Origin of the sequence: Streptomyces bambusae, from assembly GCF_020532645.1 — a bacterium.
In the GTDB taxonomy this organism is placed as follows: Bacteria; Actinomycetota; Actinomycetes; order Streptomycetales; family Streptomycetaceae; genus Streptomyces; species Streptomyces bambusae.
Map to the genome: position 1 here is coordinate 72,398 of NZ_JAJAUZ010000017.1, position 14,088 is coordinate 86,485.

General features: G+C 73.4%; 10 protein-coding genes. 4 read left to right on the top strand and 6 right to left on the bottom strand.

Annotated elements, in window-relative coordinates; genetic code table 11:
* Positions 1-132: 132 nt before the first annotated feature.
* The 4 genes from LG634_RS14625 to ssd are packed head-to-tail and all read right to left on the bottom strand — an operon-like array spanning position 133 to position 4,134.
* The gene (locus tag LG634_RS14625) at positions 133-903 is read right to left on the bottom strand and encodes a type II secretion system F family protein (protein ID WP_226734215.1); all 771 of its coding nucleotides are present in this window, start codon (positions 901-903) and stop codon (positions 133-135) included.
* Positions 900-1,781 carry a type II secretion system F family protein gene (locus LG634_RS14630; RefSeq protein ID WP_226734216.1) on the bottom strand — a complete coding sequence of 294 codons (882 nt, stop codon included), beginning with the start codon at positions 1,779-1,781 and terminating at the stop codon, positions 900-902. Before LG634_RS14630 ends, LG634_RS14625 begins: the two co-directional genes overlap by 4 nt.
* A complete protein-coding gene (locus LG634_RS14635; protein WP_226734217.1) occupies positions 1,778-2,926 on the bottom strand; it encodes a TadA family conjugal transfer-associated ATPase in 1,149 nt (382 codons plus the stop codon). Before LG634_RS14635 ends, LG634_RS14630 begins: the two co-directional genes overlap by 4 nt.
* Positions 2,923-4,134, bottom strand: coding sequence for a septum site-determining protein Ssd (gene ssd, locus LG634_RS14640; RefSeq protein WP_226734269.1), 1,212 nt, complete (start codon positions 4,132-4,134; stop codon positions 2,923-2,925). Before ssd ends, LG634_RS14635 begins: the two co-directional genes overlap by 4 nt.
* Positions 4,135-4,624: 490 nt before the next feature.
* On the opposite strand from ssd, the gene LG634_RS14645 reads away from it, so the two are divergent.
* A complete protein-coding gene (locus LG634_RS14645) occupies positions 4,625-5,482 on the top strand; it encodes an HAD family hydrolase (RefSeq protein ID WP_226734218.1) in 858 nt (285 codons plus the stop codon).
* A 475-nt stretch (positions 5,483-5,957) separates the two neighbouring features.
* On the opposite strand, the gene LG634_RS14650 is transcribed toward LG634_RS14645, so the two are convergent.
* Positions 5,958-6,779, bottom strand: coding sequence for a Fic family protein (locus tag LG634_RS14650; protein WP_226734219.1), 822 nt, complete (start codon positions 6,777-6,779; stop codon positions 5,958-5,960).
* 102 nt (positions 6,780-6,881) lie between these two features.
* On the opposite strand from LG634_RS14650, the gene LG634_RS14655 reads away from it, so the two are divergent.
* Positions 6,882-7,898, top strand: a complete 1,017-nt coding sequence (locus tag LG634_RS14655; protein WP_226734220.1) for an ATP-binding protein — start codon at positions 6,882-6,884, stop codon at positions 7,896-7,898.
* Here the strand turns inward: LG634_RS14655 and LG634_RS14660 are convergent.
* Positions 7,855-9,162: a polysaccharide deacetylase family protein gene (locus LG634_RS14660; protein WP_226734270.1), complete on the bottom strand. Its 1,308-nt coding sequence runs from the start codon at positions 9,160-9,162 to the stop codon at positions 7,855-7,857. The genes LG634_RS14655 and LG634_RS14660 overlap by 44 nt on opposite strands.
* Before the next feature lie 260 nt (positions 9,163-9,422).
* Between LG634_RS14660 and LG634_RS14665 the strand changes: the two genes are divergently transcribed.
* Positions 9,423-11,780: a SulP family inorganic anion transporter gene (locus LG634_RS14665; protein WP_226734221.1), complete on the top strand. Its 2,358-nt coding sequence runs from the start codon at positions 9,423-9,425 to the stop codon at positions 11,778-11,780.
* 195 nt (positions 11,781-11,975) lie between these two features.
* Positions 11,976-13,931, top strand: a complete 1,956-nt coding sequence (gene acs, locus LG634_RS14670) for an acetate--CoA ligase (protein ID WP_226734222.1) — start codon at positions 11,976-11,978, stop codon at positions 13,929-13,931.
* Positions 13,932-14,088 lie beyond the last annotated feature (157 nt).

Genomic DNA, 14,088 nt, shown 5'->3' on the forward strand with positions numbered 1-14,088 from the left:
GTCCTCCCAGGTCAGTCGCATGTCGTCGTCGGTCATCGGTCATCGGTCGTCAGTGGTCGGTGCTCAGTGGTCGGTGCTCGGTCGTCAGCCACCCGGCAGCCGTGCGGCCGCCCCCGCCGCCGAGCCGCCCCCTCACCGCCCGGAGAGGAGTCCGGAGGCCAGGCCGATCACCACCGGTGCCACCCCGACCGCCAGGAATGCGGGCAGGAAGCACAGCCCGACCGGGGCGGTGATCAGTACGGCGGCCCGCTGGGCCCGGGTCGCGGCCGCCCGGGCGCGTTCCTCGCGCAGGCCCGCAGCCAGCCGGGCCACCGGCTCGGCGGCGGGGGCGCCGGTCCTGGCCGCCCGCTCCAGGCAGGAGGCCAGTGGCCGGGCTCCCGGTATCTCCGCGAGCCGGGCCCACGCCTCGGCCGGTTCACCGCCGAGCCGGATCTCCGCTCCGGCCCTGGCCAGCCGCTCGCCCACCGGTCCGCCGAGCGACTCGCCGACGACTTCGGCGGCTTCCCGCGGCCCCGCTCCCGCCGCCAGGCAGGCCGCCAACAGGTCGGCGGCCAGCGGAAGCTGACGGGCCACCCGGCCGACGTCGACCTGCTCGCGCGGCGCGGTGGCGCTCCGCCGCCGCGTCCACAGCACCCCGGCCGCCCCGCCCACCAGCGCACCGAGCACCCCGTCCGCCAGCACCCAGCCGAGCACGGCCGCGCCGAGCGGCAGCCGCCACGACCGCGCCCGGGCCGGCCATCCGGCCACGGGACGGATCCTGCGCACGGGCGGCGATGCACCGGGCAGCAGCCGGTCCGGCCGGTGCCGGGACGCGCGTTCCCGGCACCCGGCGACCACCGCGGACACCGCCCACAGGGCCGCGAGGAGGGCCACGGCCGGCTGCAGGGCCGGCGCGCCGCTCACGACCGTTCCCCCGTCCGCACGATCCGCAGGGCCCACGCGACCCCGAGGCCCTCCAGCAGCAGGCCGGCGGCCAGGCAGCCCAGGCCGAGCGGGGTGTGGAACAGGACCTTCAGCGGTCCGGCTCCGAGCGCCGTGCCGATCAGCAGCGCCACCACGGGCAGCAGCGCCAGCACCGCCGCGGTGGACCGGGCCCCCGCCAACTGGGCGCGCAGCGACTCCCGCTGGTCCCGCTCGGCGCGCAACGCCCGCTCCAGCCGGTCCAGGCCGGCCGCCAGACCGGCACCGCCGTCCACCGACACCCGCCAGCAGGCGGCCAGGCCCGCGAGCCCCGCCGCACCGGGCTCGGCCGCCGCCTGCCGCAGGGCCGCCGGTACGTCGCCCCCGAACGCGGCGGCGGCCAGCAACGCCGCGTCCGCCGGGCCGGGGCCGCCCCGGCCGTCCGCCGACTCCCGGACGGCGGCGGTCAGCGCCTGCCCCGGCTGGAGGCCCGCCCGCAGCTCGCCGACCACGGCCGCGCAGACCGCCACCACCTCGGCGGCCCGCTCCCGGCGCTGCGCCTGCGCCGCCCGGCGCCGCAGCCAGCGCCGGACCAGCGGCACCGCGATCACCCCCGCCACCAGCGGGATCACCGATCCGGCGGCCACGGCCAGCAGCAGTCCGGCCGGCGGGCACAGCCATTCCCACCGGCCCCGCGCCCGCTCCGCCCACCGCCCGGCCCGCGCCTGCCAGGCCTCCCGGGGCTCCGGGTCCGGGCCGCCGGCCGGCAGCAGCCGGGCCCGGCGCACCACCCCGTCCCGGCCGCCGCCGCTCCACAGCACGACGGCACCCAGCAGGGCCACCACCGCCGGCAGCACGCCGGGCAGTGCCCCCGCGCTCACCGGGCACCGTCCAGCAGCGCTTCCAACCGGCCCCAGCCCCGCTCGGGGGCGAACCCGGCGGGTGTCCAGCGCAGGGCGGGCACCGTCACGACCAGCCCCGCCGGGTCGCGCTCCAGGACGTGCACTTCGGCGATCCGGCGCCGGCCGTCCCGGTCCCGCACCAGGTGCACCACCACCGAGAGGGCGGCGGCGAGCTGGCTGTGCAGTGCGGCCCGGTCGAGTCCGGCCGACGTGCCCAGGGCCTCCAGCCGGGCCGGCACGTGGCCGGCCGCGTTGGCGTGCAGCGTGCCGCAGCCGCCCTCGTGCCCCGTGTTGAGCGCGGCGAGCAGGTCGGCCACCTCCGCGCCCCGGACCTCGCCGACCACCAGCCGGTCCGGCCGCATCCGCAGGGCCTGCCGGACCAGGTCGGCGAGGGTGACCAGGCCGGCGCCCTCCTGGTTGGCGGGCCGGGTTTCCAGCCGCACGATGTGCGGGTGGTCGGGGCGCAGTTCGGCGGAGTCCTCGGCGAGGACGATCCGCTCGCCCGGCCCCACCAGCCCCAGAAGTGCGCTGAGCAGAGTGGTCTTCCCGGTGCCGGTGCCGCCGCTGATGACGAAGGACAACCGGGCGTCGATCAGGGCGCGCAGGACCCGCTGTCCGCCGGGCGGCAGAGTGCCGGCCGTCACGAGTTCGTCGAGGGTGAAGGCCCGCGGCCGCACGACCCGCAGCGACAGGCAGGCCGATCCGACCGCCACCGGCGGGAGGACGGCGTGCAGCCGGGTGCCGTCGGGGAGCCGGGCGTCCACCCAGGGCCGGGCGTCGTCCAGCCGTCGGCCGGCGACGGCGGCGAGCCGCTGGGCGAGTCTGCGGACGGAGTCCGCGTCGGCGAACCGGACGCCGGTCGGTTCCAGGCCGCCGCCGCGGTCGACCCAGACCCGGTCCGGTGCGGCGACGAGCACGTCGGTGACGGCGGGGTCTGCGAGCAGCGGTTCCAGGGGGCCGGCGCCCACGAGTTCGGAGCGCAGTTCCCGGGCGGCACCCAGGATTTCGGCGTCGCCGAGGAGCCGTCCCTGGGCCCGCAGGGCGGCGGCGACCCGGGCCGGCGTGGGTTCGGCGCCACTCTCCGCGAGCCGCTGCCGTACGGCGTCCAGCAGCCCGGCGCTCATGCCGCACCCGCCGCGGCCGTGGCACGTGCCCAGAACTCCGTGCAGAAGCGGCCGAGGGGGCTGCGGGCACGGGCGCCCGGTGGTTCGCCGCCCTCGTGGGCGTCGCGCAGGGCCGGTTCGGGCGGGAGTTCGCCTGCCAGGGGGAGTTTCAGCAGTCCGGCGATGACGTCCGGGTCCAGGCCGGGTGCGTACGGGCCGCGGGCCACCAGCCGCAGGTCCCGGGCGACCAGGGTGGCGGCGCCTGCGACGCGGCTGGCCGCGGCCACCGCGCGGAGGGTGCCGGGGACCACCAGGAGGGCGAGGTCGAGCTGGGCGAGGGCTTCGGCGGCGCCCTCGTCGATGCGGCGGGGCAGGTCGACGACGACGGCTCCGCCGCGCCTGCGGGCCGCGGCGAGGACGGACCGCATGGCCGCGGGCGGGACGACCACCCGGTCGCCGCGGTCCCAGCTGAGCACCCGCAGGGAGTGCATTTCGGGGAGGGAGTCTGCCAGGGCACCGGCGCCGACCCGGCCGCGCGAGCCGACGAAGTCGGGCCAGCGCAGGCCCTGGGCGGTCTCGCCGCCGAGCAGGACGTCCAGCCCGCCGCCGAGCGGATCGCCGTCGATGAGCATGGCCGGTTCCCCGGTGCGGGCGGCGGCCAGGGCGAGGGCGCAGGCGAGGGTGGAGGCGCCGGCGCCGCCGCTGCCGCCGATCACGCCGACGGTGAGGGCCTGGCGGCCGGCTCCTTCCGCGACGTCGGCGATCCGGTCCACCAGCCAGGCTTCGTGCTCCGGGAGCCGCAGCACCCGTTCGGCGCCGATCTCGACGGCCCGCTGCCAGACCTGTGGGTCGTCCTGGTCGCGGCCGACGAGGACGACGCCGGGCCGCCGGGGCGCGCCGCGGACCCGGCCGGCCACGTCGTCGCCGACCAGCACCAGGGGGGCCTGCGTCCAGTCCGGTCCGGCGCGACCGGAACCGGTGCCGGAACCGCCGGCGACCGGTAGCGGGCCGTCGCCCCCGCCGCCGGATCGCCCGCCGGAACTTCCGGATTCCGTGGCGGAGTCCGGTCCGCCGCGGGCGTACGGCGTTTGCTCCGGCACCGAGTGGTGCACCCACGGTTCGGCTCCGGCCGCGGCGCACAGCCTGAGCAGGTCGTCGAGGAGGTCCGGGTCCTCCGTGATGATCAGCGGTGCGCCGGCGCCCGCCTCGTCCCGGGCCGTGCGGCCCACCTGCCCGTCCGCCTTGCGCGACTTCGATCGGGACACGATCTCCGCCCCCTTCTCACTGCAAATCCCATGGCCGCGGACTTCGCGGCCGGAATCACCGTGCAGGGATCCGGAAAAAGATGTGGATCTTGCTCAAAATCTGTGGACAGTGCAGAACCTGTGAATAACTGCGTCACTCTTTCCGGCGGCTTCCGGAGCGCAAGGGAACCGTCACCTGCTGTCACGAAGTCGGACAGTGTGAAGGAACCCGCCTCGACGGGCCGAACGAGTGAAGGAGAGGACATGCGAGCGATTGCAGGCCCCGCAGGAGCGGACGAAAATGCGTCCGGACATGCGACGACCCCCGCCGGGGGGGAGAGCGGGGGTCGTCCCCACGGTCCGACTCGGGGGGGGAGGAGCCAGACCGGGTTAGCACGGTCGCGAACGATCCGTGACTTCCATGGTGTACCCGAGAGCCTTCTCAGGCAAACCCACGCGCCATACTTTACGCCGAATGGTTGGCGCATATGCTCGGGGCGTGGAAAACCACTCCTTGCCCCGCACAGCCGCCTTCTTCGACCTGGACAAGACGGTCATTGCGAAGTCGAGCACGCTGACCTTCAGCAAGTCCTTCTACCAGGGCGGTCTGATCAACCGCCGCGCCGTGCTGCGCACCGCGTACACGCAGTTCGTCTTCCTGGCCGGCGGCGCCGACCACGACCAGATGGAACGCATGCGCGAGTACCTGTCCGCCCTGTGCAAGGGGTGGAACGTGCAGCAGGTGCAGGAGATCGTCGCCGAGACGCTGCACGACCTCATCGACCCGATCATCTACGACGAGGCCGCCTCGCTCATCGAGGAGCACCACACGGCCGGCCGCGACGTGGTGATCGTGTCCACCTCGGGCGCCGAAGTCGTCGAGCCCATCGGCGAGATGCTCGGGGCCGACCGGGTCGTGGCCACGCGGATGGTGGTGGGCGAGGACGGCTGCTTCACCGGCGAGATCGAGTACTACGCCTACGGCCCGACGAAGGCCGAGGCCGTCCGCCAGCTCGCCGAGTCCGAGGGCTACGACCTGGCGCGCTGCTACGCGTACAGCGACTCCATCACGGACGTCCCGATGCTGGAGGCGGTCGGACACCCGCACGCGGTCAACCCGGACCGCGCGCTGCGCCGCGAGGCGCTGGCGCGGGAATGGCCGGTTCTGGTGTTCAACCGGCCGGTGCGGCTCAAGCAGCGGCTGCCCGGGCTGTCGATGCCGGCGCGCCCCGCGCTGGTGGCGGCTGCCGCCGTCGGTGCCGCCGCGGCCACCGCGGGCCTGGTCTGGTACGCCGCCCGCCGCCGCGCGGGTGCAGCGGCCGTCTCGGCCTGACGGCCGAACGGCCCGGGGCGGCTCGACGGGCCGAACGGCCCGGGGCCGCCCGAGGGGCAAACGCCCCGTCGGGCGGCCGACGGGAAAACGCCCCGGGGTCGGCGGCCCCCGCCACCCCCGCTGACCTGCACCGACCCGCCTCGTCCGATTCATACCGACCCGTCCGGGAAAGTAAAGAAGTGCGGGCGGGGGTTCCGCTTACCTCCGAACGGAGGTACAAAGGATTCACGGCCCGCGAGACCTAAGGACATCCGAGAGGATCATCTTTAAGAACGCAGTAAGGCCCCACGGACCGAAGCATGAACGCCGAGCACCCACGCGACGTCGACCCGTCGATTACGGGCCAGCCGCACCAGGCCACGGGCAAAGCACCCGGCCTGATGGGCAACCATCGAGGACGCTTGGTAACTGGGCGTGAATGCCAGCGGCGACACCACGAGCAAGACGGTGTCGCCGCAACCCTTTTCCGGGCCGGTCAGGCCGCGCCGCGCTGAAGTGCCTCGCAGACGGCCGTCGACTCCCGCGCTCCCAGCTCGACCGCCCGGCCGCAGTGCGCGATCCAGGCCGCCATCCCCTCCGGGGTCCCGGAGACGTAGCCGTCGAGTGCCGCCGCGTACGCGGCCCGGCCCGGCTCCGCGTGACCGACCTCGGCCGGGCAGACGGACTTCGGGTCGAGCCCGCTGCCCACCAGGACGATCCGCTCGGCCGTCCGCGCCACCAGCCCGTTGTACGAGCCGAAGGGCCGCAGCGCGAGCAGTTCGCCGTGCACCACGGCGGCCGTGACCAGTGCCGGAGCGGCGCTCCCGGCGAGCAGCAGCCGGGCCAGCCCGTCGAGCCGGCCCGCGACCTCGTCGGCGCCGGGCAGCGGCAGTCCGATCAGCGGCTCGTCGACCGGCTCGCCCGCGAGCCGCGGGCGGCCCACCGACTCCCCGTCGGCTTCGCGGCCCGCCGCGACCAGGTGCAGCCGGGCCAACACCCGCAGCGGCGACTGCCGCCAGATGCTCAGCAGCTGCCCGGCCTCCGCGGTCAGCCGCAGCGCCGCGCCCACTGTCCGGTCCTCGGCATCCGCCCCGAAGTCGGTGCGCCGGCGCACCTCTTCGAGCGCCCAGTCGGCGCCGGACAGCGCAGCGCTGCCGCGGGCCCCGCGCAGGGCCGCCTCGGAGGTGATCTCCGCGCTGCGGCGGCGCATCACACGGTGTCCGTAGACCCGGTCCACGGCCTTGCGCACGGAATCCACGGACTCGGCGACGCCCGGCAGGGAAGCCAGCGCGGCCAGGGGATCGGCAGTCGTACTCATAGGTAGGGAGCCTACGCACCCATAGCAGCCGCCCCACGTTGGAGTGGTCTTCTTCACTCACCTCGACCACAGTGCGCGAGCGGACCGCTACGCTTGGTGAACATGAAGATCGCTTTCGTAGGGAAGGGCGGCAGCGGCAAGACCACGCTGTCCTCCCTCTTCATCCGCCACCTCGCAGCCGGTGCAGCCCCCGTCGTCGCGGTGGACGCCGACATCAACCAGCACCTCGGGGCCGCGCTCGGCCTCGATCCGGCGGCCGCCGCGGAGCTGCCCGCGCTGGGTGCGCACCTGCCGCTGATCAAGGACTACCTGCGCGGCTCCAACCCGCGGATCGCCTCCGCCGACACGATGATCAAGACCACTCCCCCGGGCGCCGGTTCGCGCCTGCTGCGGGTGGTCGAGGACAACCCGGTCTACGCCGCCTGCGGCCGCCGGATCGCGCTGGACGGCGGGGCGGCGCTGCTCATGGCCACCGGCCCGTTCACCGAGGCGGACCTGGGGGTGGCCTGCTACCACTCCAAGGTCGGCGCGGTGGAGCTGTGCCTGAACCACCTGGCGGACGGGCCCGACGAGTACGTCGTCGTCGACATGACCGCAGGCTCGGACTCGTTCGCCTCGGGCATGTTCACCCGCTTCGACATGACCTTCCTGGTCGCCGAGCCCACCTTGAAGGGGGTGTCGGTCTACCGCCAGTACAAGGAGTACGCGCGGGACTTCGGCGTGGCGCTGAGGGTGGTCGGCAACAAGGTGCAGGGCCCGGACGACCTGGACTTCCTGCGCGCGGAGGTGGGCGACGACCTGCTGGTCGCGTTCGGGCAGTCGGACTGGGTGCGGGCGATGGAGAAGGGCCGGCCGGCCGACTTCGCGCTGCTGGAGGAGGGCAACCGGCTGGCGCTGCGGGCCCTGCAGGACGCGGTGGACGAGCGGTACGTGCTGCGCGACTGGGCCAAGTACACCGAGCAGATGGTCCACTTCCACCTGCGCAACGCGGAGAGCTGGGGCAACGCGAAGACCGGGGCCGACCTGTCGGCGCAGGTCGACCCCGGTTTCGTGCTGCGGGAGGAGCCGGCCGCGGTCAGTCCGCCGCGTTCGCCGCTGCCGGCCCCGCAGCCTGCCTGACCGCCGCCGGCGCCGCGGGATCCCGGGGGGCGGCGGCCGGGGCGGCCGTCAGGAACTTCTCCCAGCCCTCCTTCGGCGCCTCGCCGACGTCCAGGGTGCGCAGCTTCGCCAGGACCTTCGGGTCCTGGGCGTCGAGCCAGTCGGCGAGCTCCCGGAAGGGCACGCAGCGGACGTCCTTCTGGGTGCAGACGCCCTTGATGGTCTCCTCGACGGCGCGCATGTAGGTGCCGCCGTTCCAGGACTCGAAGTGGTTGCCGATGATCAGCGGGGCGCGGTTGCCCTGGTAGGTGCGGTCGAAGGCCTTCAGCAGACCGTCGCGCATCTGGTCGCCCCAGTAGCGGTGCTGGGACGGGTCGCCCTGTGAGGTCGTACCGGACTGGTTGACCATGTAGTTGTAGTCCATGCTCAGGGTCTCGAACGCGCGGCCGGGCATGGGGACGAGCTGGAGCGGCAGGTCCCACAGGCCGGCGGTGCGCTGCGGCCAGATCTGCTTGCTGATGCCGCTGGAGTCGTAGCGGAAGCCCATCTCCTTGGCGGCGAGCATGAAGTTCTTCTGGCCCTCCAGGCACGGGGTGCGGGCGCCGATGAGCTCCTTGTCGTAGTCGAAGGGGAGGGCTTCCTCCTTCTGCAGGCCGGCGTTGGTCTTCCAGTTCTTGACGAAGCTCTTGGCCTGGTTGATCTCGCTCTTCCACTCCTCGACGGACCAGGTGCCGACGCCGCCTTCGGGGCCGCAGAAGTGGCCGTTGAAGTGGGTGCCGACCTCGTTGCCTTCGAGCCAGGCGGCGCGCAGCTGGACGGCGGTGTCGCGGATGCCCTTGAGGTCGCCGAAGCCGATGTCGGAGCGGCCTGCACCGTGCTGCGGGGCCTCGTAGAGGTGACGTTTCTCCTCGGGCAGCATGTAGACGCCGCTGAGGAAGTACGTCATCCGGGCGTTGTACTTCTTGCCGACCTCGCGGAAGTGCGAGAAGAGCTGCTGGCTGTCCTCGCCGGCGCCGTCCCAGGAGAAGACCACGAACTGCGGGGGCTTCTCACCGGGGGCCAGCCGGGTGGCGGCGGTGACGTGGGGCTGGCCGCCGGTGTACGAGGTCGAGCCGTCGCCGATGAGGCGGAGGACGCTGCCCGGGGCGGGGGCGCCCTTCGGCGGGGCGGCGGGGTTGCCGCCGGGACGGCCGGCGGGCCGGTCCGGGCTCGAACAGCCCGCCGCGGCCATGACGAGTGCCGTGGCCACCAGACCACCGGCGATCTTCTTCTTGGCGGCCATCATCCGCCCACCCTCTTCCTTGCAGTCGTCCGCGGTCGTCCGCGTGAGTGCCGCCAGCCGGCGGAGGCTGCAAGGTCGCACGGGGGTGCGATCCAGATTGGTATGACAAGCCGGAAAAACTGCCTATTCATCCGTCAGAGTCAAGCAGTAGCCCGAATGCCCCTTTCCTCCTTCCTTCTTCTTTACTCTGCATTACGATCCGTTTACCGACTGTTGATAATCCCGCCGCTGCACCCCCCTTTGCTTTGGAGGAGACGGGAAAAATGCCTCCCCGCATCGACCGTTCGCCCCGCGCCGCGGACCTCTCCGCTTCCGTGGCCGTGTTCCTGATCGCGCTGCCTCTCTCCCTCGGCATCGCCCTGGCCACCGGAGCCCCGCTGCAGGCGGGTCTGGTGGCCGCGGCGGCAGGCGGCATCGTGGCCGGACGACTCGGCGGCGCCCCGCTCCAGGTGAGCGGGCCGGCCGCCGGACTCACCGTGGTCACGGCCGAACTCATCCAGCGCTACGGCTGGCGCACCATGTGCGCCATCACCGTGCTGGCCGGCCTGGCCCAGCTCGGGCTGGCCGCCCTGCGCACCGCCCGTTCGGCCCTCGTGGTCAGCCCGGCCATCGTGCACGGCATGCTCGCCGGCATCGGCGTGACGATCGCCCTCGCCCAGTTGCACATCGTGCTCGGCGGCAGCCCGCAGAGCTCCGCCATCGACAACGTACGGGAGCTGCCCGCCCAGTTGGCGGACCTGCACCCGGTCGCCCTCGCCATCAGCGCGCTCACCCTGGTGCTCTTCCTGGGCTGGCCGCGGCTGCCCGGCCGGGCCGGACGGGCGCTGCGCAAGGTGCCCGCGGCGCTGGCCGCCGTGGCGGGCGCGACCGCCGTCGCGGCGCTCGCCGGGCTCAGCCTGCCGCGGGTGGACCTGCCGTCCTGGAGCAGTCACGCACTGCCCGGGCTGCCGGACGGCCCGGTGCTGGGCATCCTCGCCGGCGTCCTGACCATCACCCTCGTCGGCAGCGTGGAGTCCCTGCTGTCCGCGGTGGCCACGGACAAACTCATCGCCTCCGAGCGGCGCATCCAGGACCGCCCGCCGCGCGCCGACCTCGACCGCGAGCTGCGCGGCCAGGGCGCGGCCAACATCGTCTCCGGCGCCCTCGGCGGACTGCCGATCACCGGTGTCGCCGTCCGCAGCGTGGCCAACGTCAAGTCCGGCGCGATGACCCGCCGGTCGTCGATCCTGCACGGCACCTGGGTGCTGCTGGCGGCGGCCCTGCTGGTGCCGGTGCTGGACCTGATCCCGCTCGCCTCGCTCGCCGCACTGGTCATGGCCGTCGGCGTGCAGATGGTCAACATCACCCACATGCGCAGCGTCACCCGCCACCGCGAGGTCCTGGTGTACGCGGCGACCACGGTCTCCGTGGTGCTGCTGGGCGTGCTCGAAGGGGTGGCGATCGGGATCACCGTGGCCGTCGTGACCGCCCTGCACCGGCTGTCCCGTACCCGCATCACACAGGAGGTGCACGACGACGGGGTGCACCACGTACGGGCGCGCGGGCAGCTGACCTTCCTGGCGGTGCCGCGGCTGAGCCGGGTGCTCGGGCAGCTGCCGCCGCAGGCCCGGGTGGTCGTCGAGCTCGACGGGTCGTTCATGGACCACGCCGCGTACGAGGCCCTGCACGACTGGCAGGACTCGCACCTGGCGCACGGCGGCACGGTCGAGGTGACCGGCCGCTCCGGGGCCAGGCTGACCGAGCCCGGCCGCGGGCCGCGCGGCGCCCACCAGTGCTGCCGGCCGTGGACCCCGTGGCAGAACCACTGCGACCACCGCCGGGACCGGGTGGCCGAGGCGGTGCCCCGGCGCGGGGCCGGGCAACTCGCCTCCGGGATCAACGCCTTCCAGCGGGACACCGCCCCGCACGTGCGCGGCGAGCTGGCCCGGCTGGCGCGCGAGGGGCAGCGGCCCTCCCAGCTCTTCCTGACCTGCGCCGACTCCCGGCTGGTCACCAGCATGATCACGGCGAGCGGTCCGGGCGACCTGTTCACGGTGCGCAACGTGGGGAACCTGGTGCCGCTGCCGGGCTCCGAGACCGCGGACGACTCGGTCGCGGCCGCCATCGAGTACGCGGTGGACGTGCTGGAGGTCGACACCATCACGGTCTGCGGGCACTCGGGCTGCGGGGCGATGCAGGCCCTGCTCAACTCCACACCGGAGGTGCCGAAGACCCCGCTGCGGCGCTGGCTGACGCACGGGCTGCCGAGCCTGGAGCGGATGCGCAGCCGGCACGAGCCGTGGGCGCGGATCGCGGGCCGGATGCCGGCCGATGCGGTCGAGCAGCTGTGCCTGACCAACGTGGTCCAGCAGCTCCAGCACCTGCGGGCGCACGAGGCGGTCGCGCGCCGGCTCGCCGAGGGCACCCTGGAACTCCACGGCATGTACTTCCACGTCGGCGAGGCGCAGGCCTATCTGCTCACCGAAGGTGACGGTTTTTTCGACGACCACGTCTTCGACCGGGTGACGCCGGAGGGCGGTCCGGCTGAGTCCGCCTGCGATCCGATGGACGTCTTCAGCCGCCCGGAGCAGCGCGGACCGGCGGATTTGCGCCAATCGGCGCGCGAAGAGGCACCTGTCTGAACCTCTCCGCGTCCCCATCCGTGAGACCGTGTGGCCCCTTCCCGCACCCTGCAGCGGGGAGGGGCCGTCCGCGTGCGCGGACACCCGGCGATCTCAATAGGTCTAAACCAATTTCCGGTTACCCCTTGTCACCAGGGCATCTGACTGATGAGCTATGCCCGGGACACAACGGACACCCTGGGAAAGGGAGATGTCGTGAGCAACGAAAGCCTGGCCAACCTGCTCAAGGAGGAGCGGCGGTTCGCGCCGCCCGCCGCTCTGGCCGCCGACGCCAACGTGACGGCCGAGGCATACACCCGGGCCGCGGCGGACCGGCTGGGCTTCTGGGCCGAGCAGGCCCGCCGGCTGACCTGGGCCACCGAGCCCACCGAGACCCTCGACTGGACGAACCCGCCCTTCGCGAAGTGGTTCGCCGACGGCACCCTGAACGTCGCCTACAACTGCGTCGACCGGCACGTCGAGGCCGGCCACGGCGACCGCGTCGCCATCCACTTCGAGGGCGAGCCGGGCGACAGCCGCGCGATCACCTACGCCGAGCTCAAGGACGAGGTCTCCAAGGCCGCCAACGCCCTGACCGAGCTGGGTGTACAGGCCGGCGACCGGGTCGCCGTCTACCTGCCGATGATCCCCGAGGCGGTCGTCGCGATGCTCGCGTGCGCCCGGGTCGGCGCCGCGCACTCCGTCGTGTTCGGCGGCTTCTCCGCCGACGCCGTCGCCTCCCGCATCCAGGACGCCGACGCCAAGCTCGTCATCACCGCCGACGGCGGCTACCGCCGCGGCAAGCCGTCCGCGCTCAAGCCCGCCATCGACGAGGCCGTGGCCAAGTGCCCGCAGGTCGAGCACGTGCTGGTGGTCCGGCGCACCGGCCAGGACACCGCGTTCACCGAGGGCCGCGACGTGTGGTGGCACGACCTCGTCGGCCGCCAGTCCGCCGAGCACACGCCGCAGGCCTTCGACGCCGAGCACCCGCTGTTCATCCTCTACACCTCGGGGACCACGGGTAAGCCCAAGGGCATCCTGCACACCTCCGGCGGCTACCTCACCCAGGCCGCGTACACGCACCACGCCGTCTTCGACCTGAAGCCGGAGACCGACGTCTACTGGTGCACCGCCGACATCGGCTGGGTGACGGGCCACTCGTACATCGTCTACGGGCCGCTGGCCAACGGCGCCACCCAGGTCATGTACGAGGGCACCCCGGACACCCCGCACCAGGGCCGGTTCTGGGAGGTCGTGCAGAAGTACGGCGTCACCATCCTCTACACCGCGCCGACGGCCATCCGTACGTTCATGAAGTGGGGCGACGACATCCCCGCCAAGTTCGACCTGTCCAGCCTGCGGGTGCTCGGGTCGGTCGGCGAGCCGATCAACCCCGAGGCCTGGGTCTGGTACCGCGATCACATCGGCGGCGGCCGCTGCCCGATCGTGGACACCTGGTGGCAGACCGAGACCGGCGCCATGATGATCTCGCCGCTGCCCGGCGTCACCGAGACCAAGCCCGGCTCGGCCCAGCGCGCGCTGCCCGGCATCTCCGCCACCGTCGTGGACGACGAGGCGAACGAGGTCCCCGACGGCGGGGGCGGCTACCTGGTGCTCACCGAGCCGTGGCCGTCGATGCTCCGCACCATCTGGGGCGACGACCAGCGCTTCCTCGACACCTACTGGTCCCGCTTCGAGGGCAAGTACTTCGCCGGCGACGGCGCCAAGAAGGACGACGACGGCGACATCTGGCTGCTCGGCCGGGTCGACGACGTGATGCTCGTGTCCGGCCACAACATCTCGACCACCGAGGTCGAGTCGGCCCTCGTCTCGCACTCCTCGGTCGCCGAGGCGGCCGTCGTGGGCGCCGCGGACGAGACCACCGGCCAGGCGATCGTCGCGTTCGTCATCCTGCGCGGCACGGCCTCCGAGGACGAGGGACTGGTCGCGGAGCTGCGCAACCACGTCGGCACCACTCTCGGCCCGATCGCCAAGCCGAAGCGGATCCTGCCGGTCCAGGAGCTGCCGAAGACCCGCTCCGGCAAGATCATGCGCCGGCTGCTGCGCGACGTGGCCGAGAACCGCGAGCTGGGCGACGTCACCACCCTCACGGACTCCTCGGTGATGGACCTCATCCAGACCAAGCTGCCCGCCGCGGCCAGCGAGGACTGAGCCCCGGGCCCGGCTGCGGGTCCACCACGGGAAGGGCATCCGGCAGCGCGCCGGATGCCCTTTTCGCGCTTAAAGTGACGATCACCGGATACGTCCTTGCGCATCCCCTGTAAAGTCGTAAAAGCGTAAAGAAATATCTCAGGGTGCGCCGGGAAGT

Coding starts and splice junctions, on each gene's coding strand:
- LG634_RS14635 (WP_226734217.1), bottom strand. CDS start 2,926: ATGAGCGCCGGGCTGCTGGACGCCGTACGGCAGCGGCTCGCGGAGAGT.
- LG634_RS14650 (WP_226734219.1), bottom strand. CDS start 6,779: ATGAGTACGACTGCCGATCCCCTGGCCGCGCTGGCTTCCCTGCCGGGC.
- LG634_RS14655 (WP_226734220.1), top strand. CDS start 6,882: ATGAAGATCGCTTTCGTAGGGAAGGGCGGCAGCGGCAAGACCACGCTG.
- LG634_RS14645 (WP_226734218.1), top strand. CDS start 4,625: ATGGTTGGCGCATATGCTCGGGGCGTGGAAAACCACTCCTTGCCCCGC.
- LG634_RS14660 (WP_226734270.1), bottom strand. CDS start 9,162: ATGATGGCCGCCAAGAAGAAGATCGCCGGTGGTCTGGTGGCCACGGCA.
- LG634_RS14665 (WP_226734221.1), top strand. CDS start 9,423: ATGCCTCCCCGCATCGACCGTTCGCCCCGCGCCGCGGACCTCTCCGCT.